Raw genomic sequence first — 22,437 nt, 5'->3', positions numbered from 1 at the left:
GGCGAGCGCTTGAGCAACTGACATTTCCCCCATAAGGAGACTGCGAATTCATGAAACTCTCTAATCAGACGCTGGCAGAAATCCCGCCAGAGGTACAGGTACCGGCCTATGACCGCAGCAAGGTTTCCGCTGGAATCGTCCACTTCGGCGTCGGCGGATTCCACCGCGCCCATCAGGCCATGTATCTCGATCGGCTCATGAACGAGGGCCGAGCCCTCGACTGGGGTATCTGCGGCATGGGAATCATGCCCTCGGACACGCGCATGCGCGATACGCTCAGCGACAGCGACGGACTATATACCCTGGTAGTCAAGAATCCGGACGGCAGCCGTGAGGTGCGGGTCATCGGTTCAATTATCGATTACCTGTACGCTCCGGATGACACCCGTGCGGCTATCGAGAAGCTGGCTGATCCCGCGATCCGCATCGTGTCGCTGACCGTCACCGAGGGCGGATACAACGTCAACCCGGTCACCGGGGAATTCGACCTGCAGAACCGCGCCATCGCCGCGGATCTGGCCGATCCGGAAAACCCGAAAACCGCCTTCGGCCTGATCAGTGCCGGGCTGAAGCTTCGCCGCGAGCGTGGCCTCGCGCCTTTTACCGTCATGAGCTGCGACAACATCCAAGGCAACGGCGAGGTGGCGCATAAGATGTTTGGCGCCTTCGCCACCGCGCTGGATGCAGAATTCGGTGCCTGGGTGCAGGCAAATGTTCCGTTTCCCAACTCGATGGTCGACCGCATCACCCCGGTCACCACGGACGCTGATCGGCGCGACGTGACCGAGCGCTATGGCATCGAAGATGCCTGGCCGGTAGTGTGCGAAGACTTCGTGCAGTGGGCGCTAGAGGACAAGTTCGTATCCGGCCGCCCGGAATTCGAGCAGGTCGGAGTCCAGGTAGTTGCAGATGTGGTGCCTTTTGAACTGATGAAGTTGCGTCTGCTCAATGCCACCCATCAGGGCCTGTGCTATTTCGGCCATCTGGCCGGATACCGCGCGGTGCATGATGCGGCACGCAATGAGCTCTTCGCCCAATTCTTGCTGCGCTACATGCGCACCGAGGCGCAGCCTACGCTGGCGGCCTTGCCCGGAGTGGACCTGGCCGCCTATCAGGACAAGCTGATCGAGCGGTACCGCAACGAGCACGTGGCCGACACGATTGCGCGGCTTTGCGCTGACTCCTCGGATCGCATCCCCAAGTGGCTCATGCCGGTGGTCCGCGAAAACCTCGCCGCCGATCGCGACGTGCGCCTTTCGGCCGCCATCGTGGCCAGCTGGGCACGCTATGCCGAGGGCACCGACGAAATGGGCGAGCCGATCCAGATCGTTGACCGTCTGGCTCAGGAAGTCTCCGCCGCCGCTGCGAAGCACAGCGAAGATCCCTTGGCATTCCTGCGCCAGCGAGACCTGTTTGGCGACGTCATCAACGATGAACGGTTCACCAAACCATATTTGGAGACCCTCGCATCCCTGCATTCACAGGGAGCGATTGCCACTCTGGAACGGATTATGGCGCAGAGCGCCGCCCGTTAGTTCGCCGGAAAAGAATCTCACCTTGCCGAGCGGCTCCCCATTAAGGAGCCGCTCGGTCATTTTGTACCCGAAATCCTTGGAACCGGATGAATGTTGCTAAACTAAAGTGACACTTTAGTTTAGGAATCGCTATGAATGATGGAATCTTGCCGGTTAGTACGCGCCCACGCAGCGTGGCAACCCATCACAAGGTCTTGGACTCCACCAATGAACTACTCCGCGACACGGGTTTCCGCGGGATTTCGATTGAGCGCATCGCCGAGCATTCAGGCGTCAGCACCGCGACGCTGTACAAGCACTGGCCCTCCAAGAATGCAATCGTTGCCGAAGCTTTCGGACGTGTCGCAACAAAAGCGCTGAAGATCCCCACCGACGGAGACCCCTTGGCGAATCTCATCGACTGTACTGTCGAATCGTTAACCTTCCACAGCATCCAAAGCGGGCGCGTATTCTTTCAGCTGCTGGCCGCCTGCTCCTTGGAGCCGCACGGCGCCGCGTATTTCGAGCAGTTTTATCTAGCTCCGCGGCGTAAAACTCTCAAACCCCTCTTTGCGCGCGCACTCGCTTCGGGCCAGTTGGCCGAAGGCCTGGATGTCGACGTTGCCATGGACGTGGCCTTTGGTGCAGCGGTGTTCCGGCTGATGCGCGAGGCCGAAAGCGTTGACCTGGCCTCCATTGAAGAAACCGTCCGCTGGTCCGTGCGAGGATTATTGGCTGAGCAGCCCTAGGAGCATCACGCACACGACCCATTCGCTACAACACAGAAGAGATCTCGTGGCACACGCCAACAACTACGTCGCCGACAAACTCGGCTTCACCACCGCACTCATTGGCCTTTGCCTCATCGCAGCACACTCCGGCACGCCGTCACCGATCTTCCCGCTGTACTCCGAGCAATGGGGACTGTCTTCCCTTGAAGTCAGCAGCGTCTTCGCCGTATATATCTTCGGTTTGTTGGTTACCCTGCTGACCTGCGGGGCACTGTCCGATCATATTGGACGCCGTCCCGTCGCCTTTAGCGCGTTGCTGATTGCCGCGGCTTCGATGCTCGTCATGGCATTCGCCGATTCATTGAATGCGCTGCTGATCGCCCGGATCCTGCAGGGTATTGCCTCGGGCCTCGGATTCGGCACCCTGGGCGCAGCCTTGCTCGATTACTCCCCCGCCTCGCGCCACCGGACCGTCGCCATGCTCAACGGCGCCGTGCCACCTGCGGCAATCGGCCTCGGCGCCCTGCTCAGTGGCATTCTCGTGCAGTTCGCACCGCACCCCTTCCAGATCCCTTATCTGGTGGTCGCCGCATTGTTGATTCTGGCGCTGATTCCGGCGAGCTTGCTCAAGGAGCGCCACCCACGCCGTCACGGTGTATGGCGTTCGCTCATCCCCTCGGTAATGATCCCCAAGGAGGTGCGCCGCGAGTTCCTCGTCGCAGTCGGCGCATTGCTCGCCAGCTGGGCGCTGGTTGGAATGTATCTGGGATTGGGCGCGAGCATCACCAAAACGTTGATGAATATTCAAGCACCGACGTTGAGCGGCCTAGCCATCTTTGCGCTGACCGGCGCGAGTGCGGTGCTCGGCGCCGTCACCTTCCGGTTCGACGCCTTGAAGGTCATGACCCTTGGATGCATCTCGCTGATCGTTGGATCGGGCGGGCTCGTACTAGCTGTTTACACGGAAAACACGGCGATCTATTTCATCTCCAGCATCATCGGCGGCATCGGCTTGGGCGGCGCCTTCCAAGGTGGGCTTCGGACCCTCGTGGAGAACGTCCCCACGCTGCAACGCGGCGGCACGCTCTCCTCGGTATATCTGGTGAGCTACTTAGCCTTCGGCCTGCCCACACTGATCGGCGGACTGCTGATCCCAACCCACGGACTAAAAAACGTCACCTACGGCTACGCCGGACTAGTTGTCCTGCTCTCTGTCATTGCCCTGGCATTGATCGCCGGAACTTCCAGGAAGAGCAGACCGGCAGCTTCCGATTCAGAACGAAAAACAACCGCAGGATGTTTCATGTGAAACATCCTGCGGTTGTTTTTCAGTTTCGGACTATTTGCGCTTCCGCGGTTTCTCCACAACATCGGTGTCGATAATATCCGGGTCATCCAGCTCAAGCTGGCTTGGAGCCACGGTATCGATTCCCTCGAACGCTACCGCCGCGTTTTCAATAACCCGCTTGGCCAGATAGCGGTTGCCGGCCCCGCCGATAACGGCCCCGATGCCGAAAGGCACCAGCCGGCCAAGCATGCTGGCACCTTGGGTGCCAACGATCTTGCGAATGAACTTCTTCTGCAAGCTCTTCTGCGCCGTGGCCATCAGGCTCGTTGACTTGTTCGAGCCAAATGATCTTGCCCAGCCCTTGACCGGTCCGGAGCCGCGACCTGCCGCCTGACTGGTCAGTGCCGAAATCATCGAACTGCCTTCCTCGCCCATCAGCACGCCCATGACCAGCAAGCGCGATCGGTCCGGGTCGTCAATGGCAATGCCATGAAGTTCGGCCAAGGACTGCGCATAAAGCGCAGAGGCTTCCAGGAACCCGATCGTGGCGGCCAGCGAGAGCCCCAGCGCTACAGCGGTACCTACCGCCGGCACCGCCGCGGTACCACCCACGGCAGCTCCAGAGCCGGTGACCACGACCAAATAATCGCGTTCAACGATCTTGGCCAGCTCGGCCGCAGATGCCTGGGGATGTTTCGCGCGCAATCGCTTGAGATATGCAAGGACCAACGGCCGCTGCACACCGACGCCCCGCATGATGGCGTCTTGGACGGCCGAACGAGGTTTGCCGCTCGAGTCTATGAATGTCATCGAAATGGGATCTTTGCTCATGATAATCCCAGACTAGTAGCTCCAGCCTGATAGTTCCCGGGAAAATGCCGGATTCTCGCCGCGAATTATCAATACCAAGCCAGAACCGAGCTTTTCCTTGATACGCTCGCGTCGCGGCGCAAGAGGTGGCCTATGAAGAATGCGCAGGCCACACGTTATAACCTGGCACTGGAAAAGGCCGGAATGCGTGAACGCCAGGTCTGTTTACTCGATTAAAAAGCCTTCGACCAGAATGCGATCGCTCTGCGCGAACGAGCGGGGAACATCTCCATACGAGCTATCTCGTGGTGCATCGCTAAGTCCGCGACGAAGTTCCAGAATACTTCCCTGCCAGAGCGACCGCACTGGGGCAAAGCGCATTTCTTGGGAGCTTCGCAGCTGTACCCGCGATTCGCCGATTTCCAGGCGATGCGCTCTAAGGCAGACCCGCAGGGGTTGTTCCTCAACGGGCACCTGCGGCAGCTGTTGGTGGAAGAAGTTTAGAACTGAATATCGGTCCAGATCAGGGCGGGAGCCGAATCGTTGATTTGGGCCGGGCCGTCGATAGTTTGCGCTTGGAGCGGTGCACGGTCCCCGATATGCCCCTGGCCAAGGACCTGCCAGGCGCTACTTGGAAGGAGATAATTTCCCGAATCGCTGAGCGCCTCGGGACGGTCGGCTTCATGCAGCAGCGCATCCCGCGCGGCCAGCGAGGATGGCTGCTGGCCTAGGGATCCGGCTAAGACATACGGGCTTTTTCCGACTCCACGGGTTTTTATCCCCTGGTCATCGCGCAGGTATTCTTCGCCGCCGAGGTAATCGGAGATGACTCGCAGCTGGTCGAGTTGGCGCGCTTCGGCAAAGGAATAGCCGCCGGAAGCGTCGTCAGTTTGCACGGCGAGCACATGAACGTGCTTGCCGCGGTACTCGATCGGGATATCCCAAAGCCCACTGCTCATCACGGGAATTGAAGCCGCCAGTGCGCCACTCAATCCAGAATCATCGAGCCTGCTCTCCGGGACGGCGGACCATTTCAGCTCCGATATTCCGGTGACTGAGTCTTGGTCAATCTGATATTTGGAAAGGACAACGACGGCGCCTTGGCCTTCGAAGTTGCCCTGCCCCCAAGCATCTTCTGGGCCGCCGACAATCCGGTCCCCGTTGAGATCAGCACCGCTTGGTTTGCCCTTGTTGCCCGGGCCTAGGTAAACGTAGTCGTATTCAACGTCCCGCCGGGAGTCCTCTGGATTGTTCAGGTAATGATCCTGGAACGCCTGCACGGCTTGTTCGTCTGCGTCCATCCCGGTAAGCACCACGAAGTCGGCATTGGCTGCGGTGATGCTGTCCGCTGCCTGCGCGGCTTCGCGGTCATCTCCCTGCATGAGGTCTGCGGAGAGCTGCCCCGGAACATCCCGAGTCATCTCGGTGGCTAGCGTGGCTACACGCAACGATGTTTCAGACAGCCCCTGGCTCGGCGCGGGGTTGGGGTCTTGCGCGTCCCAAGGGGCGGCAATAGCGCCCGTGGCGGGAAGCATTAATAGCGCTCCCAAACCTAGACTTGCCGTTCCTACTAAGACTTTGCGCACTCTGCAACCCTACGCCGAATCAGCACTCATAATCCAGCACCTTAATCGGATTGTGATGCCTGCGCCGCGGTGGCCCGCGCGTTCGCGGCCAGTATTTCCTCCATATATGGTGCCCGAACGTTCGGTGAGATCCGCGCATCCACCAGACATATTCCCTTCGCCCCCTGATCTACCCACTGCCGAACCTTGGAAAAATCGGCCACCGAGTCGATGCGAAGCCCCGTTGCGCCCACTGCGGTGGCGAGTGCCGCGAAGTCGACAGTTGGGATGAGCATAGGATCCTCGTGCAGGCCAATGGAACCGTATTGGTGGACCTCCGCCCCGTAGGCTGAGTCGTTGTAGATCACGATGACTCCGCTGCTGATGGTGCGCACGATCGATTCGAGATCGGCTAGGCCCATCAGGAATCCGCCGTCTCCGGCGGCCAGCACTACGGTGCGGCCCTCGGCCGCTGCCCCCGCGCCGACCATGGATGCAATACCTAGGCCAATGGACTGGTAGGCGGTGCCTACGCAGGTCAGCGCTCGCGCCCCGGAAGTTGACCAATACATGGGCCCCCAACCGATGAAGTGCCCACCGTCCTGAACCAGAACCCGGTTCTCGGGCAAGATCTCCTCCAGTTCGCTGGCCACTCGACGCGGATCGAGCAGACCGTCCGCGGCGCGCTCCTCCCCCAGCGGGCGGTCGCGGACCGCGTCCAGGTTTATCGAGCCGGCCCAGCCCGAATCCTGGGCGCCCACGGCGCCCAAGAGACGATCAACCGCTGCGGAGACGTCTCCGGTGGCGAAGTAATCCACTCGCGGGCTCGTGGCGTTAGCCGCAAGATCGATCTGCATTACCTGTGCCTCGACGTTGACCAGATCCCCAAAGCGCATGGTGAACTGATTAAGTCCGGCCCCGAGCACCAGCACGGTATCGGCCTGCTCGATGATTTCGGCGTTTCGTTCGGTGGCGAAGCCACCGGTGATTCCCAGATCGTACGGGTAGTCCAACAGGTCGCGGGCCAGCAGTGTTCCCGAGGTGGTGGCTCCGAGCCGTTCGGCAAGTTCGGCAATACCCACTGCCGCGTCGATGGCTCCACGACCATAGAGGATATGCGGGCGTTTGGCGGCCAAAAGCCGGTCGGTGATGGCCCGTAGTTGAGTTGCATTGAGTTCAGGCGCCGGCGGAACACTGCGGAAGCTGTTGAACTGCGGCAGCTCGACTTCGAGGTTTGGTGCCGCGGCGAGGTCATAGGGGATGGACAGAACCACCGGGATCTGTTCGCGCAGCGCGTGGGCGGCCGCGGCGAGCGCCGTTGCGCCCGGGGTGTGCCGGTCCACCTCGTAGCGCACGGCCCGCACACCGGTGTCCATGGCGGCCTGGTCGACGTCCCAACCGCGCAAGCCGGTCGTCGGCGCGTCGCCGGTGACTAGCAGCAACGGAGTGCGCGCCGCCGCAGCTTCGGCCAAGGCGGTGACGGCGTTGGTATAACCTGCGCCGTACGTGGTCGAGGCGATAGCGAGGCGGTTTGAAATCCTGAAGTAGGCGTCGGCGGCGGACACCGTTGCGGACTCGTGGCGCACGGCGGTGTAGCTAAAGCCTGCGCGGACGGCGGCATCGAGGAAGTGTGCGTTGCCGTTGCCCATCAGGCCAAAGATCTGTGGAGCAATCGGCTTAAGGGCATGGGCAATGGCAGCTGAAACGCTGGACATAATGGACTCTTTTCCTGAAGAAAACTAAAGAAAATTCCATATATGTCTGCCGTTACCAGTTGCATTCGGCAACGGGTATCGCCCCTTTTGAGAGCGCCGGAGCCTTATGAGGTGGCTCCTGACAAGATCAAGAATAGGGCACAAATCACTCAACGCGCTAGATCAAGCTCGTTGTTCCTGTCCTGCATCGATATCGAGCCGTCGCGTGATGTCTGATTCCAGATCCTCGAAAATGGATCCACGAAGCCAGCCATTGAGCTGGGCCATGACTGCCAAAGCGATAAAGCCGACCAGCATTTTATCCGCCAAGGAATACAAGAGATTCGATTGGAATACTGCGACAAACATTGGCAAGCCAAAGGACTCTAGGTTCATCCGGGTTCCCTCAGAGGCATGCCCGGTACCGCCGCCGAAGAGGAGCACCAATAAACTCGTCGCAACCACAGTGCATGCAAAGCCAACCAGCAGGTTCAGCGCAAAATAGCGCCTGAGAGCTCCCTTTCGACGCACCCACAGCGCCCCATATCCCCAGAGCAAGGCACCGGTGACGTTGACCAGCCCGAAAGGTATCGACGAGGAATCGGTGATCCCAGATCCTAGGAGATTCGTTGCCACAGCGACACCAACGCCTGCCCAAGGGCCCAGCATCATTGCCGCAACCGCGGTGCCGAGCATGTCCAGGTACAGTGGCACTCCAAGATTCGCCACCAGCCAGAACCCCAGCAGGTTGGCTAAGGCGCAGCCGAGGGCCAATATCACCTTTCTGACATGCACTGCGATCTTCTGCTTCGTCTCCTTGGCGGCCTCGGGCTCGGCCAACGGGGCATTTGGTCGTTCGGGTACGACGGGTTCTTCAGATCCAGGGCATTCGGTGTCTTCTGTTGCGGCCTGTTCACGTCGAGCCTGCAAGCATCGCAGCCGCCAACTCTCAATGTCTTTCTCCGTTCCATCCAGTGCACGGACGATTTCAGAGACCAGTTCCAGATTGAGCCGAGTTCGTCCGCGCCGAAAGGCATCGTAGACAGTTGATCTGGCAGGGCGGGACGCATCTGGTGCGACGCCTTGGGCTATTCGATTTCGGGAGATCCTGCGAACAATTTCTGCATACGGAACGTCACCGCCATCAAGGCGCAGCTGCTGCAGGTCGTCGACGATGCGGTCGAACGGCGATAGCATCCTCTGGGATTGATCTTTGAAATCCGACACTTTCACTGCCTTCGCTCTTCGCGCCTTCTTTTATTCCGCGTTGTGAATTAACTCTAGGGTGCATGCAGAGAATTCAAGACATTCATGGGAAACATTTCACGCAATGCGCGTCGCGGACAAAGGGCGCGGTCATATATTCCATTACAAGAATATAAGCTCTGAGCTGATAATACACATTCCCCTAAAGGGCAAATCTTGTCCGGATTTGTCCGAACCCCGCCCTTTCCGTTGCCGACGCAGGATGCGGACGGCTAAATTATTGTAGCTAGAAGTTTCAGTTTAATGCGTCGTAGTTAGCTCCGGAAGTTCGATAAACGCCACTGTCAATCGAATCTCGCATAGGTGGACGCTGCACCAGCATCTGCATTTTGGGGGCAAATGCTGGGTAGCCACGGAAACTTTCTGGACCTCCCGCAAGGGTCGGACAGTCGAGCGCCTTCGTAATCTTCGAAGGCGCTCGACGTATTTCACCCCCGGCACCGAACACTTGCGTTGCAGCGGATGGCAGAGTGCTATTCCAGCGATCCCTGCGGGCAATCGGGGTCTCGTGTTGTTGCGTCATATTTAGGAACAACCAGAGCACTAGCGTTTCTGCTCTAGGGTTTGAGGTGAGCCCCGACTCGTGCACCTAAGGAGATCGCCACGCATCGCAACCCAGCCAAGAAGAAATGGGCCTTGCTCTGGGTCATCGCCGGAATCGCCATTTTGGCGCTGAGCCTGCGCGCGCCGATCATCTCGCCCACCGCGGCAATCACCGATATTCAATCCGACACCGGGCTCAGCGCCGCCGGCGCTGGGTTGCTCACTGGTCTTCCAGTTTTGCTCTTCGCCATCGCGACGCCTCTGGCAACCGGCACCATACGCCGTTTCGGCGCCGAGGCCACCGTCATCCTGTGCTTGGTCGGCGTGCTGATCGGAACGATAATCCGCTCGCTGGGTTCCGCCCCGCTCCTGCTGACTGGCACGGTGCTGATCGGCGCCGCGATAACCCTGGGAAACATCGTAGTTCCGGTCATCATTCGCCGCGATGTGCCGTGGCGACGGGCCCCGGCGGCAACGGGGGTGTACTCCGCGGCCATGAATGTCGGTTCCATGGTGACCTTGCTTGGTACCGCCCCGCTCGCGGCCGCTTTCGGCTGGCGCCTCGCGATCGCCGCATGGACGGTTGTCACCGCCCTGGGGCTGGTTTTCTGGCTGGTGCTTCTCCGGATGCGCCGCGCGGGCGCGAAACCCGCCGAGCTGCCAGCCGAGCCGGCTCCCAAACGGCCTACGAGCCAGGCCGACGCCGCGATGCTGGTTGCCGCGAGATCCCGGAACCGCAAGGTGACCGCCCTGCTGGTCTTCGGTTTCTGCGGCCAATCGGCCGCCTACTACGCGACCACCACCTGGCTTCCGTTGCTGCTGGCCGAAACCGTGGGGCTTTCCCTTGCTTCTTCAGCCGCTAGCGCTTCGCTGTTCCAGATCGCCGCGGTGGTGGGCGCCTTGGGTGTTCCGCTGCTGGCCGCCCGGACCGGGCCCTGGGTTCCGGCGCTCGTCGTAGCCATCTGCTGGATTGCCCTGCCGTTGGGATTGCTGGCCGCACCAGAGGCCTACATCGCCTTTTCCGTGATCGGCGGCGTCGCCCAGGGTGGAGGGTTCACCGCGATCTTCTCGCTCATCCCGCGAATAACAAGCACAAATGCGCAGGCGGCCTCCGCCTCGGCTCGAATCCAGGGCGGAGGCTATGTCGCGGCTACCATCGCTCCGCCGCTGGCCGGATGGCTCAATACCACCACCGGGGGCTGGAACGCGCCGCTGGCTCTGGTGCTGGCCGCAACCTTGGCCTTCACCATCGGCACCTTGTCCGCGGTCCGTCTCGTCGCGCGCGGCTAAGCGATCCCGGTGCCTTGCGCCAACAGTTCGATCACATGGCGGTAGTCCTTGCCGGTAGCCCGGCTCATGCCCAGCTCGCAGGTGCGGTTGCACGAGGCATGGGCGCTGGCGGCCAGCTCGCGCACCTCGGCGGCTTCGCGCGCGGTGGCCGAGGCGGTGAGCTCCGGATGCAGCATGCCACGGTCTCCGGCAAAGGCGCAGCAACCCCAATTCACCGGAACGTGCACGGTGTCCGCGACCGCTTCGGCGACCTTCTGCAGATCACCGTTCAGGCCCATCTGCGTTGACGAGCAGGTGGGGTGCAGGGTCAGCGAATCGATCCGCTTGGCTTCCGGGAGCTTGTCCAGCAGGTGCCGTGAGGTGAAGGCCAGCAGGTCGACTACCTCGAAGCCCTGCTCTTCCAAGGTATGCGCGAAGCCCTCGGTGCAGCTGGTTGCATCGGAAATTACCGGTAGCCTGAACGCCGGCTGGGCAGCATGGACTTGTTCGAGCACGCGTTTGGCCATCACCGCATGCCCATCCTCGTAGCCCTTCGAGCTCCATGGGGTACCGCAGCACATCGATTCAATGCCTTCCGGGACCAGCACCGAAATGCCTGCCTGCCGCAGCAGCTGTTCGAAGGCCGGAGCCACCCCCTGCCCTTCACCGCCTGGGCCGAACATCGAGTTCACGCAGGCAGGCAGGTAGATGGCGCTTGGCTCGGTACCTGCGGCACCGAGATTTCCCGTCAGCGGCTTGCGCGCCTTGCCGCCAGCCGGCAGATCTGCGTCATAGCGCGGCATGGTGTCGTTACCCACGAGCTTGCGGGCCACGTCGGTGGCGCCACGGACCAGCGGCACCGGGAACTTGCCGGCGACGCTCAACGCCACCGAGCCGACGCGAGTTGCCGCGCCCCAGCCCTTGGCCGCGGCCTTGAATCCGCCCGCCATCGCCGGGTTCGCATCCTCGCGGCGCAGTCGCTTGACCAGCAAGCCGGTATTGATCTGCACCGGGCAGGCGGTGACGCACATGCCATCCACCGCACAGGTCTCTACCGCAGAGTACTCGAAGTCGCGCTCGAGTTCTGCGGCGAGCTCCCGGTTGCCCTCGGCCTCGGCCTTGGCGATCGCGCGGCGCACGGCGATGCGCTGGCGTGGGGTCAGCGTCAGGTCTTTGGACGGGCAAACGGGCTCGCAGTAGCCGCACTCAACGCATCGGTCGGCTTCAACCTCGATGGTCTCGTTCAGCTTGATGTTGCGGATGTGGGCTGCGTGATCTTCATCGATGATGACCCCCGGGTTGAGCATCAGCCGCGGATCGCAGGCAGCCTTGAGCTGCACCATGACTTCGTAGAGCTCATCGCCATACTGGCGCCGGACGAAGGGCGCCATGGCGCGCCCGGTGCCGTGCTCGGCTTTCAGATTGCCGCCCTTGGAGAGCACCAGGTCGACCATCTTGTCATTAAACGCGTTGTAGCGGTTCAACGCCGTCTCGCCCTCGAAGCGGTCGGTGAGCATGAAGTGGATATTTCCATCCTTGGCGTGGCCGAAGATCACCGAATCTTCATACTCGTACTCCTCAAAGAGCTCCTGCAGGCTTCCGCAGGTTTCGGCCAACGAGGCAACGGGCACCGCAACGTCCTCGAGCAACGCGGTAGTTCCCGACACGCGTGCGCCGGCCACCGAAGCATAGAGCCCCTTGCGGAACTTCCACGCGGCCTGGCGGTTCGCCGCATCGGTTGAAAGCATGGCCGGGGCGCGGAGCGACGCCGCGTCCAGCAGGCGCTGCCCATCACCTTGCAGCCCGGCAAGCTCTTCCTCCGAGTCCGCGTGGTATTCCACGAGCAGGGCCGCTTGGGCGTTGATTTCGAAGCCCATAATTGCCTCGGGCACCCCGGGCAGGCTCTGGCCCACGCGCAGCGAGGTGGAGTCCATGAGCTCCAGAGTCGCCGCGCCCGAGTCCAGCAGATCCGGTAGCGCGCGAGTTGCCAGATCCAAGGAATCAAAGACCGCCAGGGTGGCGATCGCGAGCTTGCGAATCGGCACGGTCCAGAAGACCGCCTCGGCGACAAAAGCCAAGGTGCCCTCGGAACCGATAATCAGGTGCGCGAGCAGATCCGCCGGCGTCTGGTGATCCAGGAAGGAATTGATGCCGTAGCCCATGGTGTTCTTCAGGGCAAAGTGCTTTTCGATCAGCGCCACGGAATCCTTATTTCCGCGCACGCGGTCCCGCAAGCGCTCAAGGGTGGCGACAAGTTCCGGTTCGGCAGCGGCCAGCTTGGCGTCGGCATCCGGGGCAGCGGTGTCGATCATGGTGCCGCTGGGAAGCACAAAGGTCATCGATTCCAGCGTGCGGTAGGTGTTGAACTCGGTACCACAAGCCATGCCCGACGAGTTGTTGGCGATTACGCCACCAATGGTGCAGGCCGCCTCGCTGGCCGGGTCTGGCCCAAGCTTGAAGCCGTATGCCGAAAGCCGCGCATTGACCTGACGCACCGTCGCGCCGGGCTGCACCCGCACGCGCTTGCCCTGATCAAGCACCGTGATGCCGCGAAAGTTTCGACGCACATCGAGCATCAACCCGTCACCGCTCGCCTGGCCGGCGAGCGAGGTGCCGCCGGAGCGAAGCGTTACCGGCTGACCGGCGCGCATGCTGGCCGCAAGAAGCTGCGAAACCTCGACTGCGTCCTTGGCGATGATCACCGCCTGCGGGGTGTAGAGGTAGTGCGAAGCGTCGGAGGCGTATGCCACCCGGTCGATTGACGTGGTTTTGACGCGGTCGGGCTCGGCGACCAAGTCAAGGATGCTCGGCGAAACCCTGGTTTCGCCGAGTGCCGGCGTGCTCAATGCCATGATGCGCTCCTGTGCGGTTGGTAGGCCCAGCCTACCGAATAAGAATATTGTCTAACAAGTACACATGCTATGTTAGTGCCTTTCGTGGGATACTCGAGGGGTCAGCAAGTTTCTTGAAAGGAATTCCATGCCCGCAAGGCTCGGTGTCGTCTCGGTAGTCCAGGCGATCATCAATGATCTGCGGAGCAGAATTTTCGCCGGAGAACTGACCCCCGGCACCGCGCTGAGCGAGGTGGACGTCGCCGCGCATTACACCGTGGCCAGGCCCACCGCGAAGGCGGCACTCGAAAACTTGGTGGCCAGCGGGCTCTTGACCCGCAACGCGCATCAGAGCGCCCGGGTCACCGTGCTGAATTCGGCCGACGCCCGAGACATCTACCGGACGCGCGCAATCATCGAAGCCGAAGCGGTGCGACTGCTTGCAACTACCGGGCAAGTTCCAGCGGCCGCATATGAGGCCAACGCCCAAATCACCGCACTATCCAATGCCTCACCGGTGCAGATCGTGGAACCGGATGTCAGATTCCATTCTGCGCTGGTCAATGCCTTGGGCTCACAGCGCACCAGCGCAAGCTATGCCCAGCTCAGTGACGAGATTCGGTTGTGCATGACACACGTGCAGGATGCCACGCTGCTAAGCACCAAGGACATTGCCGCAGAGCATCAAAATCTGCTGGAGCAGATCGAGGCGAATGACGCGCAGGGGGCCGCCAGCACCTTGGCCGATCACCTCAGCCGCGCCAGCAGCAAGCTCGAGGCGCATCTGGATCATATCCAGTAGACCGCCAAGTAGGCACCTGCCGCCTTTCCGGCGAGCGCCGCCGGAGGACGCCGATGCGAGTGCTTATTCGGCTTGCGGCGGCAGGTGTTCGGGGTGTAATTCGGAATGCGGCGCATCCATCTGGTGCAGGAGTTGGTGAACTCCTGCGTGAACTAGTCGCCAGCGCCGGAAACGCCCGTCAGGCGTGGATTGAACTACCTGCGCCCGCTGCAGTGTCGCCAAGGCCTGGGTGACGGTATTCGGGCTGAGTCCCGCCGCCGCAGCGAGCTGATTCACCGAGGAATCCGGGGCTGCATGAATGGCGAAAAGTATTTTTATTCTGGTCGGATCGGCGCAGAGGGAAAACACCTCTGCCCACTGGGAAATGCGTCGTTGGGCATCATTGACCGCATCGGCAGCGATCTGGCTGCGCTTGCTTTCCATCAATACGTTTCCTCCCCCGAAATTCGGTCCCCGCGGCGCAACACCTGTTCGGCTGGACACATGTATCCTGTGAACATATCCCCCTCCTCTAGAGTAGCGAAAGGATCCTCCCTGCGTACGCCAAACAGCCGCGGCCGCGTCATCGCATTCTTGGCGCTTCCGCTGATTTTATTCACCGCCGGCTGCCAGCCTGCCAGCGGACAGGCTGCTGACGAGCAACCCATCTCCCTGCTCACCGCGGCGCTGCCAGAAACCCTGAATCCACTGGCCGGCTTCGACAGCTACGGCCTAGGGAAAATCAACGAGTCGCTGTTCACCGTCGAGGGCGAACCGGATCAGCTTCCGAATCTCGTGCCCCTCTTGGCTGCCAAAGAACCGACAATTTCCGCTGACTCTCTGGTCTGGGATATTTCGCTGAGCCAGGGCATCAAATTCAGCGACGGCACCTCCTTCGACGCCCAAGACGTCGTGGCCAGCTACCAGGCGATCCTCGATCCACGAACCGCCTCGCCCCTTGCCGGCAGCTTGGAAAACCTGGAATCCGTCTCCGCACCCAACGAACATACGGTGCGCTTTAGGCTCAAGGAAGCGCAGACGTCCTTCAAGACCTCGCTGCTGATCGGCATCGCTCCGGCAGAACTCGCCGACCCGGCGAAGCCCGTCGCCGAATCGGCGCTCAGCCGCACACCGGTTGGCACCGGACCGTATGCCGTGGAAGATTTCTCCTCCGCACAGCTGGTACTCACCGCCAATCCGAATTACCGCACCGGCCCGGTCCAAGCGTCCCCGGTGATCTACGAGGCGGCGCCCGATGACAACGCCCGGAGCCAACGACTGGCCACGGGAGGATTCACCGGCACAGTCCTGCCTCCGCGGCTGGCCCACAGCTTTGCCGGCCGCGCAGGCTACGAGGTGCTCACCGCTACCTCGGCGGACTGGCGCGGCATCTCCCTGCCCGCTGAGCATCCGTTCACCTCAGATCCCGAGGTACGGCTGGCGCTGAACCTCGCGGTCGACCGCGAGCAGCTGATCGACGCCGTGCTCGATGGCAGCGGCCGGCCGGCATACACCTTCGTTTCCCCCGAATACGGCCGGAGCTACGCGGCGAAGGCGACCTTCGCGCATGACCCGGAACGCGCCGCGGCCTTGCTCGAGGCAACCGGCTGGGTCGAGTCGGAGCACGGGGTGCGCAGCAAGGACGGTACCGAGGCGGCATTCACCGTGCTGCACAACCCGGGAGACACCTTGCGCCGCGACCTCTCCCTGGCGGTGGCCGCGCAACTAGCCGAACTTGGCATCACGGTGGATGTTCGGGCAGCGACCTTTGACGAGGCCGAGCCGCGCAGCAACTACGATGCCATCATGCTCGGCGGTGGCGACGACCCCTACGACGTTGATACCCAACTCTACAAAATGCTTCATTCCTCCTACCCGGACGCCGGGGCCTATTACGACAACCCCAGCCGGTATGCCGACCCGGCGATGGATGAACAGCTGCATATCGGACGCACCAGTCTAGACCCGGACGCGCGGTCCACGGCCTACCGGAAGGTTCAGCAGCTCTACGTTCAGCAGCCCTCCATGCTTCTGCTCGCCTTCCTGGACCACAGCTACGTGCAGCGCAGCGACGTCAGCGAACACTGGGATACTTCCTCGCTGCTCCTGGAGCCCCACGACCACGGAACCACCTGGGGTCCTTGGGCAAAGATCCATGAATGGACCCGCAAGCAATGACACGGCGCCTCGGGCCGCCAGGTGGCCAACGGCTGCGGGTGCGCACCGCCTCAGGCATCCTCGTGCGCCGGTTGCTCCTGGCGCTTCCGGTCACCGCGGGCATCACCGCACTGGTGTTCTGGCTGGCCTCTGTTGCTCCTTTCAACCCGTTAGCCAACTATCTCGGCTCGCGCTACGTACGCACCGATGCCGCGCAGCGCGAAGCGCTGAACGAACAGTTGGGGCTGGACAATCCTTGGTTCCTCATGTGGTGGCGCTGGGCAGTAGATGCCGTGCAAGGGAACTGGGGATTCTCCCGGCTCTACGCGCAACCGGTGCGCGAGGTACTGCTTGAACGTTTGCCCTATACCGCGCTGCTGGCCCTGGCCGGTTTGCTGCTTGCGGTCGTGGCTTCTCTGCTGCTGGCCTGGCTGGCCGCACGGCACCGAGGGGGCGTCCTGGACCGGGCGGCGGTGCTCTTCGCGCAGTGTGCCCAGGCGCTTCCACCCTTCGTCCTGGCCTTGATCGCCATCGCAATCTTTGCACTGGGGTTGGGCATGCCCGCCGGTGGGGCCTCCTCGTCCGGAGCGGCCCCGACCGCCGGCACCGTGCTGGTGCATCTGGTCCTTCCGGCGATGGTCCTGGCCGTGAGCCTCCTGCCCTGGCTGCTGCTGAACCTGCGCAGCTCGATGTTCGAGGTCCTCGAATCGGATGCGGTGCTCGCCGCGCGTGGGCGCGGGGTATCCGAAGCGCAGATCCTGCGCCACGAGGTATTGCCGGTTGCGGCCTTGCCTTTTTTGACCGTGGTGGGCAGCAGGTTAGGCGAGCTAGTCACCGGGGCGCTCCTCGTGGAGAGCGTATTCGCCTGGCCGGGCATCGCCTCGGCCGTCATCGATGCAGCGGTGGCGGGAGATTTTGCCCTGCTCGCGGCCGTCACCGCTTGTTCCTGCCTGATGGTTTTTGCCGGCAACGCGTTGGCCGACGCCGGGTACGTCCTGGCGGATCCGCGGGTGCGCGATGTCTAGACGACAGCTTTCCGCCGTACTCATAGTTGGCGCGCTGGTGCTCTATGCGGTGTGCGTGCCATGGCTGAACCCGCAGGCAGTTCACGGCGCCGACCTTGGTGCCGTCTATCAGCGCCCAAGCCTCGATCACCTGTTCGGCACCGATCAGCTGGGACGGGACCTGTGGGTGCGTTCGGCGCAGGCGCTGCGGCTCTCACTGCTGCTGGCAGCGGCCTCCGCTGCCGCATCCACGCTCATCGGTGTGGGAGTCGGCGTGCTGGCCGCCTACGCAGGGGGAATCGTCGACCGGATCGCCATGCGTCTGGTGGACACCTTGAACGCGGTGCCGCACCTGCTGCTGAGCGTGGTGGTGTTGTCCATGTGGCCCGGGAGGTGGTGGGCTATCGTCGCCGCGATCGCGCTGACGCACTGGACTCAGGTCGCGCGCATTGTCCGTTCGCGCTTGATCAGCGAACGCGAATCGCAGTATGTTGCGCTGTCCCGGGCGGCAGGCGCGCGGCCCTTGGCGATCTGGGCCAACCACCTGATCCCCGCGGTAGCTCCCCAGGCTGCCATCGCCTTGGTGCTGCAGCTGCCCCATGCCATCTGGCATGAATCGGCATTGTCCTTCCTGGGCGTGGGGCTCCCTCCGCAGGCGGCGTCCTTGGGGCTTATCCTGGAAGACGCCCGCGGCGGGGTGCTCTCCGGAGCCTGGTGGCTGCTGGTGATCCCCGCGGGCTTGCTGGTGCTGCTCAGCGCGGCGCTCTCCGCGCTGGCCCGCGAATCGTTTCCGCGCTCCCGGACTCGGCGGCCGGCGCCGCAGATCGCTTCCGGGGGATCCGCACCCACCGCAGTGAACCAGCCGGCCGTTGAGGTCCGGGACCTGCGGCTCTGGTCCGAGTCCACAGCCGGGGTGCGCACCGAGATCCTGCACGAGCTGAACTACCAGGCAAAAACCGGACGCATCAACGTCATCCTCGGGCCTTCCGGCGTCGGCAAAACCATGCTGCTGCGAGCCATGGCGGGGGTACTTCCGCCTGCGCTGCAGGCCACCGGTTCCCTGTTTCTGCATGGGGCACGGCTGCAATTGGGAACCACGCCTCATGCCACCGGCGGGCGGTTGGCCTTCGTTCCGGGCTCCGCGGCCACCGCGCTCAACCCGGTGCGCACCGTGGGCGCCACCATGCGACGCGAATTGCGCCGGCAGCGCCGCGGCAGCTCCGCCAAAGCGGTGGGCCAGGCCTTGGAACGGGTCGGGCTGGATGCGCAATTGCGGGTGCACTATCCGCATGAGCTCTCCGGCGGCCAGGCCCAACGCGTGCTGCTTGGCTTGGCATTGCTCGGCAACGCGCAGCTGATTCTCCTAGACGAACCGACCTCGGCCTTGGACCCGGCGAGCCGGCAGCAGCTAGGCGAGGTGTTGCAGGATCTGGCCCGTGCAGGGCGCACCGTCATCATGGCCACCCATGATCTGGAACTTGCCGCAGAGCTGGCGGACGAGGTGAGCGTGGTGCAAGACGGCCGCGTGGTGCGCAGCGAAGAAACGCGGCAGGAGCGGATCCAATGAGCCTGGAATTAGTAGATGTCTGCTCCGGATACCCGAGTGCGCCGCAACTGCTTAGCGGGATAAATCTGCGAATCGAGCGGGGCGAAGCAGTGGGTATCCGCGGGGATTCCGGAGCCGGTAAAAGCACCATGCTCAACATTGCGGCGTTGCTGAAGGCCCCGGCCAGCGGGCGGGTAATGGTCTCCGGGCAACCGGTGGACCAACGCCGCCCGGTGCCGCTGGAAATCCGCACCAAGATCGGCATCGTGCCCCAGTCCCCTCGCGCGGCCACCGACCCCCGGCAGCGCCTAGGCACCCTGTTGGCGGCCCCGCTGGCCTTCGCCGACGGCGCGATCCGGATCCGCCCCGAACGCTACCGCGAGCAATTGCATCGGCTATGCATGCTCGTCGAGCTCGACCCGGGCTTGCTCCAACGCCGCGCGGCGGAGGTTTCCGATGGCCAGCTCCAGCGGGTGCTGCTGGCGCGCGCGCTGAGCCTGGACCCTCGGGTCCTGGTGTGCGACGAACCGACCGCGCAACTCGATGAGGCGACCAAGGCAACGGTTCTGCGGCTGCTCACGGCGCAGGCGGCGGCAGGTACGGCGGTGCTGCTGGCCTCACACGACGCCGCCAGCCTGCACGCGATTTGCGACCGGGTACGGGACTTCCCCGGCTCATTTATGCCACCTCCTGCCGCTGACCCGGTGGCACCCGGCGCACCGGACTTCGTGTGAAGCTGCGCCAATCGGGCTCTTTGACCCACTATTTAGCCTGCGAGCCCGGTGTTTAGGGTTCCGCGTGCTTCTTTGGAATAATCCCAAGTGGTGGCGCTTGGCCACCGGCGCCTTTCGCCACTTCTTCTCCGGCCAGTGAGCCACCTCCTGCCGGCCAATGACCGCGGCTCTCAAGCCAGATCAAGGGACTGTGAATCTAATGTCTTCGAAAATCCGTATTGGCATAGCCGGCTATGGCAACCTCGGCCGCGGCGTGCAGGCCGCAATTTCCAAGAACCAGGATATGGAACTGGTCGGTGTCTACAGCCGCCGCGACCCGCAGAGCCTCGAGCTGGCCCAGCCAGCCGCGCGCTACTCGGTCGACGTCTTGGCCGAGCACGTCGACGATATCGACGTGCTGATCCTCTGCGGCGGTTCCAAATCCGACTTGCCCGAGCAGGGCCCGCGGCTGGCGGCGCTGTTCAACACCGTGGACAGCTTCGACACCCACGCGCGCATCCCGGAGTACTACGCGTCCGTGGACGCCCCGGCGAAGGCCGCGGGCAAGACCGCGCTCATCTCCGCCGGTTGGGATCCGGGCATGTTCTCCATCAACCGGGTCTATGGCGAAGCCCTGCTGCCGGACGGGGAAACCTACACCTTCTGGGGCCGCGGGCTGAGCCAGGGACATTCCGACGCGGTGCGCCGCGTGCCCGGAGTCGCCGGCGGCGTGCAGTACACCATCCCAAGCCCCGAGGCGATCGAGCAGGTGCGCGCCGGGCTGCGCCCGAGCCTGAGCACCCGCGAGAAGCACCAGCGCGAATGCTTCGTGGTCCTTCAAGACGGCGCAGATGAGCAGACCGTGCGCCAGGCAATCGTGAGCATGGAGCACTATTTCGACCAGTATGACACCACCGTGCACTTCATCGACGCGCAGACTCTGGCGGCGGAGCACTCGGACATGCCGCATGGCGGATTCGTGATCCGTTCGGGCAATACCAGCGACGCGCAGAAGCAGGTTATCGAGTACTCGCTGGCGCTCGGCTCCAACCCTGAGTTCACCTCCAGCGTGCTGGTGGCTTATGCCCGTGCGGTGTACCGCATGAACCGCGCCGGGATCACCGGCGCGCAGACCGTCTTCGATGTGGCCCCGGGGCTGCTTTCGCCACGCACCGCGGCGCAGCTGCGCGCGGACATGCTCTAAAGTCAATCCGCGCTAGTACTTGCGCAGGTTCACCGGTCCCTGGCCGCGCAAGCGCGCACGCAGCTCGTTGACGATGCCCAGCATCACCGCGGTGGCGGACTCGGTCGAGGTGCCAAGCGTGCGCACGGCCACCCCGGCGGTGGGCGTCTGTGAGACGCCCACCTGCACCGCTTGGCGCTGCTGCCCGGCAATCCGGTAGGCCACCTCGCGCAGCTGCTCCACCAGCACGGCGTCGATGCGCGCATCCACCGCCAACAGCATGCCCACGTGGGTAGCTTGCTGGAGGTAGAGCTGCGAGTCGATCGACTGGTCGCCAGGCTTCACCCAGAGGTTGTCCAGCACCGCCAGCTTTCCCTCCACCCGCACCTGCGTGCGAAGCCGCAACTGGTCATAGCGGAAGAGCGTGCCGTCCGGGCTCCACCCCGGGGTGAGGATCTCGAACTGCACCAACGAGGCATCGGCGGCCATATCCACCACCAGTTCCTGGCGGTAGCTGGCATCCCGGTAGGCGATCAGCTGGTCGGGCAGGTATTCAAGTACCGCACCGGGGCCCAGGCGCACCAGCATCTCCTGGCTGGCCTCGCCCTGCGGGGTGCGGTAGACCTTGGTGGCCGACTGCGTGGCCAGCAGCAGGCTGCTGCCGGCTTCCACCTCCACCTCGATGCCGTAGCGATCGGCTCCCAGGTACCCGCCGCCGGGGTTAACGATGGTGTAGCAGACCTGCGCGCTGTCATCCAGGTAGTGCGGACGCAGCACCCGCAAGGCACCCTGATGGTACTGCGCGGTGGCGATGTCCTTGCCCGAACGCCGGCCGATGCGCAGCCGCAATTCCCCGACCAGCCGGCCGGCGAACGGAGTGGGAGCCAGCGCCGGGACGCGGCGCGCGGTGGGAGCGGCCACTAGCCCAGATCCGTCATCAGCACGTCGCGGCGCAACCAGCCAATAACCTGCTCCAGTCCTTCATCGGTTTTCAGGTTCGTGAAGCAAAATGGCTTGTCCGCGCGGAACTGCTTGGAGTCCGACTCCATCACCGACAAATCCGCTCCGACGTATGGGGCCAGGTCGGTCTTGTTGATGATGAACAGGTCGGACTTGATCATGCCCTGCCCGGCCTTGCGCGGGATCTTCTCGCCCTGGGCTACGTCGATGATGTAGATGGAGAAATCCACCAGCTCCGGCGAGAAAGTAGCCGAGAGGTTATCTCCCCCGGATTCCACGAAAATGATCTCCAGGTCTGGGTGCTTGGCTTTCAGTTCCTCGATGGCGGCGGAGTTCATCGAGGTGTCCTCCCGGATGGCGGTGTGCGGGCAGCCGCCGGTCTCTATGCCGACGATCCGATCCAGCGGCAGCACCCCATTGGCGGCCAGGATCTTGGCGTCCTCGATGGTGTAGATGTCGTTGGTGATGGCCGCCATGGAGATCTCGCCATCCAGCGCGCGGGTAATGCGCTCAATGAGCTGGGTTTTTCCCGCCCCAACCGGTCCTCCGACGCCAATACGAATTGGTTCCATAACTGTGCTC

19 protein-coding genes are annotated in these 22,437 nt (G+C 62.9%); 11 read left to right on the top strand and 8 right to left on the bottom strand.

Going from position 1 to position 22,437, the window contains the following annotated elements; genetic code table 11:
* The first annotated feature begins 50 nt into the window (after positions 1-50).
* The 3 genes from ACT3UA_RS12385 (at position 51) to ACT3UA_RS12375 (ending at position 3,554) form a co-directional block, all read left to right on the top strand.
* Positions 51-1,535: a mannitol dehydrogenase family protein gene (locus ACT3UA_RS12385; protein ID WP_096285877.1), complete on the top strand. Its 1,485-nt coding sequence runs from the start codon at positions 51-53 to the stop codon at positions 1,533-1,535.
* A gap of 131 nt (positions 1,536-1,666) precedes the next feature.
* Positions 1,667-2,263 carry a TetR/AcrR family transcriptional regulator gene (locus ACT3UA_RS12380; RefSeq protein WP_096285879.1) on the top strand — a complete coding sequence of 199 codons (597 nt, stop codon included), beginning with the start codon at positions 1,667-1,669 and terminating at the stop codon, positions 2,261-2,263.
* A 46-nt stretch (positions 2,264-2,309) separates the two neighbouring features.
* Positions 2,310-3,554, top strand: a complete 1,245-nt coding sequence (locus ACT3UA_RS12375; protein ID WP_444616716.1) for an MFS transporter — start codon at positions 2,310-2,312, stop codon at positions 3,552-3,554.
* Positions 3,555-3,584: 30 nt separating this feature from the next.
* On the opposite strand, the gene ACT3UA_RS12370 is transcribed toward ACT3UA_RS12375, so the two are convergent.
* Positions 3,585-4,364, bottom strand: coding sequence for a hypothetical protein (locus ACT3UA_RS12370; RefSeq protein WP_096285883.1), 780 nt, complete (start codon positions 4,362-4,364; stop codon positions 3,585-3,587).
* 237 nt (positions 4,365-4,601) lie between these two features.
* Here ACT3UA_RS12370 and ACT3UA_RS12365 point away from each other — a divergent pair, with 237 nt between their 5' ends.
* Complete coding sequence (locus ACT3UA_RS12365) at positions 4,602-4,847, top strand: D-arabinono-1,4-lactone oxidase (protein ID WP_096285885.1); 246 nt, start codon at positions 4,602-4,604, stop codon at positions 4,845-4,847.
* Here ACT3UA_RS12365 and ACT3UA_RS12360 read toward each other — a convergent pair.
* The 3 genes from ACT3UA_RS12360 to ACT3UA_RS12350 form a co-directional block, all read right to left on the bottom strand.
* Positions 4,844-5,878 (bottom strand): hypothetical protein, encoded by a 1,035-nt coding sequence (locus tag ACT3UA_RS12360; RefSeq protein ID WP_141393525.1) that lies wholly within the window; start codon positions 5,876-5,878, stop codon positions 4,844-4,846. The two genes, ACT3UA_RS12365 and ACT3UA_RS12360, sit on opposite strands and share 4 nt — an antisense overlap.
* A 92-nt stretch (positions 5,879-5,970) precedes the next feature.
* Entirely contained in the window at positions 5,971-7,623 is a 1,653-nt protein-coding gene (locus tag ACT3UA_RS12355) for a thiamine pyrophosphate-binding protein (protein WP_096285889.1), read from the bottom strand.
* Between the two features lie 162 nt (positions 7,624-7,785).
* Complete coding sequence (locus tag ACT3UA_RS12350; protein WP_096285891.1) at positions 7,786-8,799, bottom strand: ECF transporter S component; 1,014 nt, start codon at positions 8,797-8,799, stop codon at positions 7,786-7,788.
* Between the two features lie 705 nt (positions 8,800-9,504).
* On the opposite strand from ACT3UA_RS12350, the gene ACT3UA_RS12345 reads away from it, so the two are divergent.
* Complete coding sequence (locus tag ACT3UA_RS12345; RefSeq protein ID WP_096285893.1) at positions 9,505-10,701, top strand: MFS transporter; 1,197 nt, start codon at positions 9,505-9,507, stop codon at positions 10,699-10,701.
* Here ACT3UA_RS12345 and ACT3UA_RS12340 read toward each other — a convergent pair.
* A complete protein-coding gene (locus ACT3UA_RS12340; protein WP_444616713.1) occupies positions 10,698-13,532 on the bottom strand; it encodes an FAD-binding and (Fe-S)-binding domain-containing protein in 2,835 nt (944 codons plus the stop codon). The genes ACT3UA_RS12345 and ACT3UA_RS12340 overlap by 4 nt on opposite strands.
* Before the next feature lie 127 nt (positions 13,533-13,659).
* Here ACT3UA_RS12340 and ACT3UA_RS12335 point away from each other — a divergent pair, with 127 nt between their 5' ends.
* Positions 13,660-14,313 carry a GntR family transcriptional regulator gene (locus ACT3UA_RS12335; RefSeq protein ID WP_444616711.1) on the top strand — a complete coding sequence of 218 codons (654 nt, stop codon included), beginning with the start codon at positions 13,660-13,662 and terminating at the stop codon, positions 14,311-14,313.
* Between the two features lie 63 nt (positions 14,314-14,376).
* Here ACT3UA_RS12335 and ACT3UA_RS12330 read toward each other — a convergent pair whose 3' ends face one another.
* Positions 14,377-14,736: an ArsR/SmtB family transcription factor gene (locus ACT3UA_RS12330; RefSeq protein WP_255248422.1), complete on the bottom strand. Its 360-nt coding sequence runs from the start codon at positions 14,734-14,736 to the stop codon at positions 14,377-14,379.
* Between the two features lie 60 nt (positions 14,737-14,796).
* Between ACT3UA_RS12330 and ACT3UA_RS12325 the strand changes: the two genes are divergently transcribed.
* The 5 genes from ACT3UA_RS12325 to ACT3UA_RS12305 all read left to right on the top strand — a co-directional run bounded on the left by ACT3UA_RS12325 (position 14,797) and on the right by ACT3UA_RS12305 (position 20,916).
* Entirely contained in the window at positions 14,797-16,470 is a 1,674-nt protein-coding gene (locus tag ACT3UA_RS12325; protein WP_444616709.1) for an ABC transporter substrate-binding protein, read from the top strand.
* On the top strand, positions 16,467-17,474 hold the full coding sequence (locus ACT3UA_RS12320) for an ABC transporter permease (RefSeq protein WP_444616707.1): 1,008 nt from the start codon (positions 16,467-16,469) through the stop codon (positions 17,472-17,474). The genes ACT3UA_RS12325 and ACT3UA_RS12320 overlap by 4 nt, the downstream gene beginning before the upstream one ends.
* Positions 17,467-19,020 carry an ABC transporter permease subunit gene (locus tag ACT3UA_RS12315; protein ID WP_444616705.1) on the top strand — a complete coding sequence of 518 codons (1,554 nt, stop codon included), beginning with the start codon at positions 17,467-17,469 and terminating at the stop codon, positions 19,018-19,020. The genes ACT3UA_RS12320 and ACT3UA_RS12315 overlap by 8 nt, the downstream gene beginning before the upstream one ends.
* Positions 19,017-19,733 carry an ABC transporter ATP-binding protein gene (locus ACT3UA_RS12310; RefSeq protein WP_444616703.1) on the top strand — a complete coding sequence of 239 codons (717 nt, stop codon included), beginning with the start codon at positions 19,017-19,019 and terminating at the stop codon, positions 19,731-19,733. The genes ACT3UA_RS12315 and ACT3UA_RS12310 overlap by 4 nt, the downstream gene beginning before the upstream one ends.
* A gap of 199 nt (positions 19,734-19,932) precedes the next feature.
* Complete coding sequence (locus ACT3UA_RS12305) at positions 19,933-20,916, top strand: diaminopimelate dehydrogenase (protein ID WP_096285905.1); 984 nt, start codon at positions 19,933-19,935, stop codon at positions 20,914-20,916.
* A 12-nt stretch (positions 20,917-20,928) separates the two neighbouring features.
* On the opposite strand, the gene ACT3UA_RS12300 is transcribed toward ACT3UA_RS12305, so the two are convergent.
* The gene (locus tag ACT3UA_RS12300) at positions 20,929-21,816 is read right to left on the bottom strand and encodes an urease accessory protein UreD (protein WP_255248423.1); all 888 of its coding nucleotides are present in this window, start codon (positions 21,814-21,816) and stop codon (positions 20,929-20,931) included.
* Complete coding sequence (gene ureG / locus ACT3UA_RS12295) at positions 21,816-22,427, bottom strand: urease accessory protein UreG (RefSeq protein WP_444616700.1); 612 nt, start codon at positions 22,425-22,427, stop codon at positions 21,816-21,818. Before ureG ends, ACT3UA_RS12300 begins: the two co-directional genes overlap by 1 nt.
* Between the last annotated feature and the right edge of the window lie 10 nt (positions 22,428-22,437).

The sequence above is a fragment of the Glutamicibacter sp. 363 genome (genome assembly GCF_052379505.1).
Lineage (GTDB): Bacteria > Actinomycetota > Actinomycetes > Actinomycetales > Micrococcaceae > Glutamicibacter.
The sequence above is the reverse complement of the archived record's forward strand: the minus strand, read 5'-3'. Positions and strand labels throughout refer to the sequence as shown.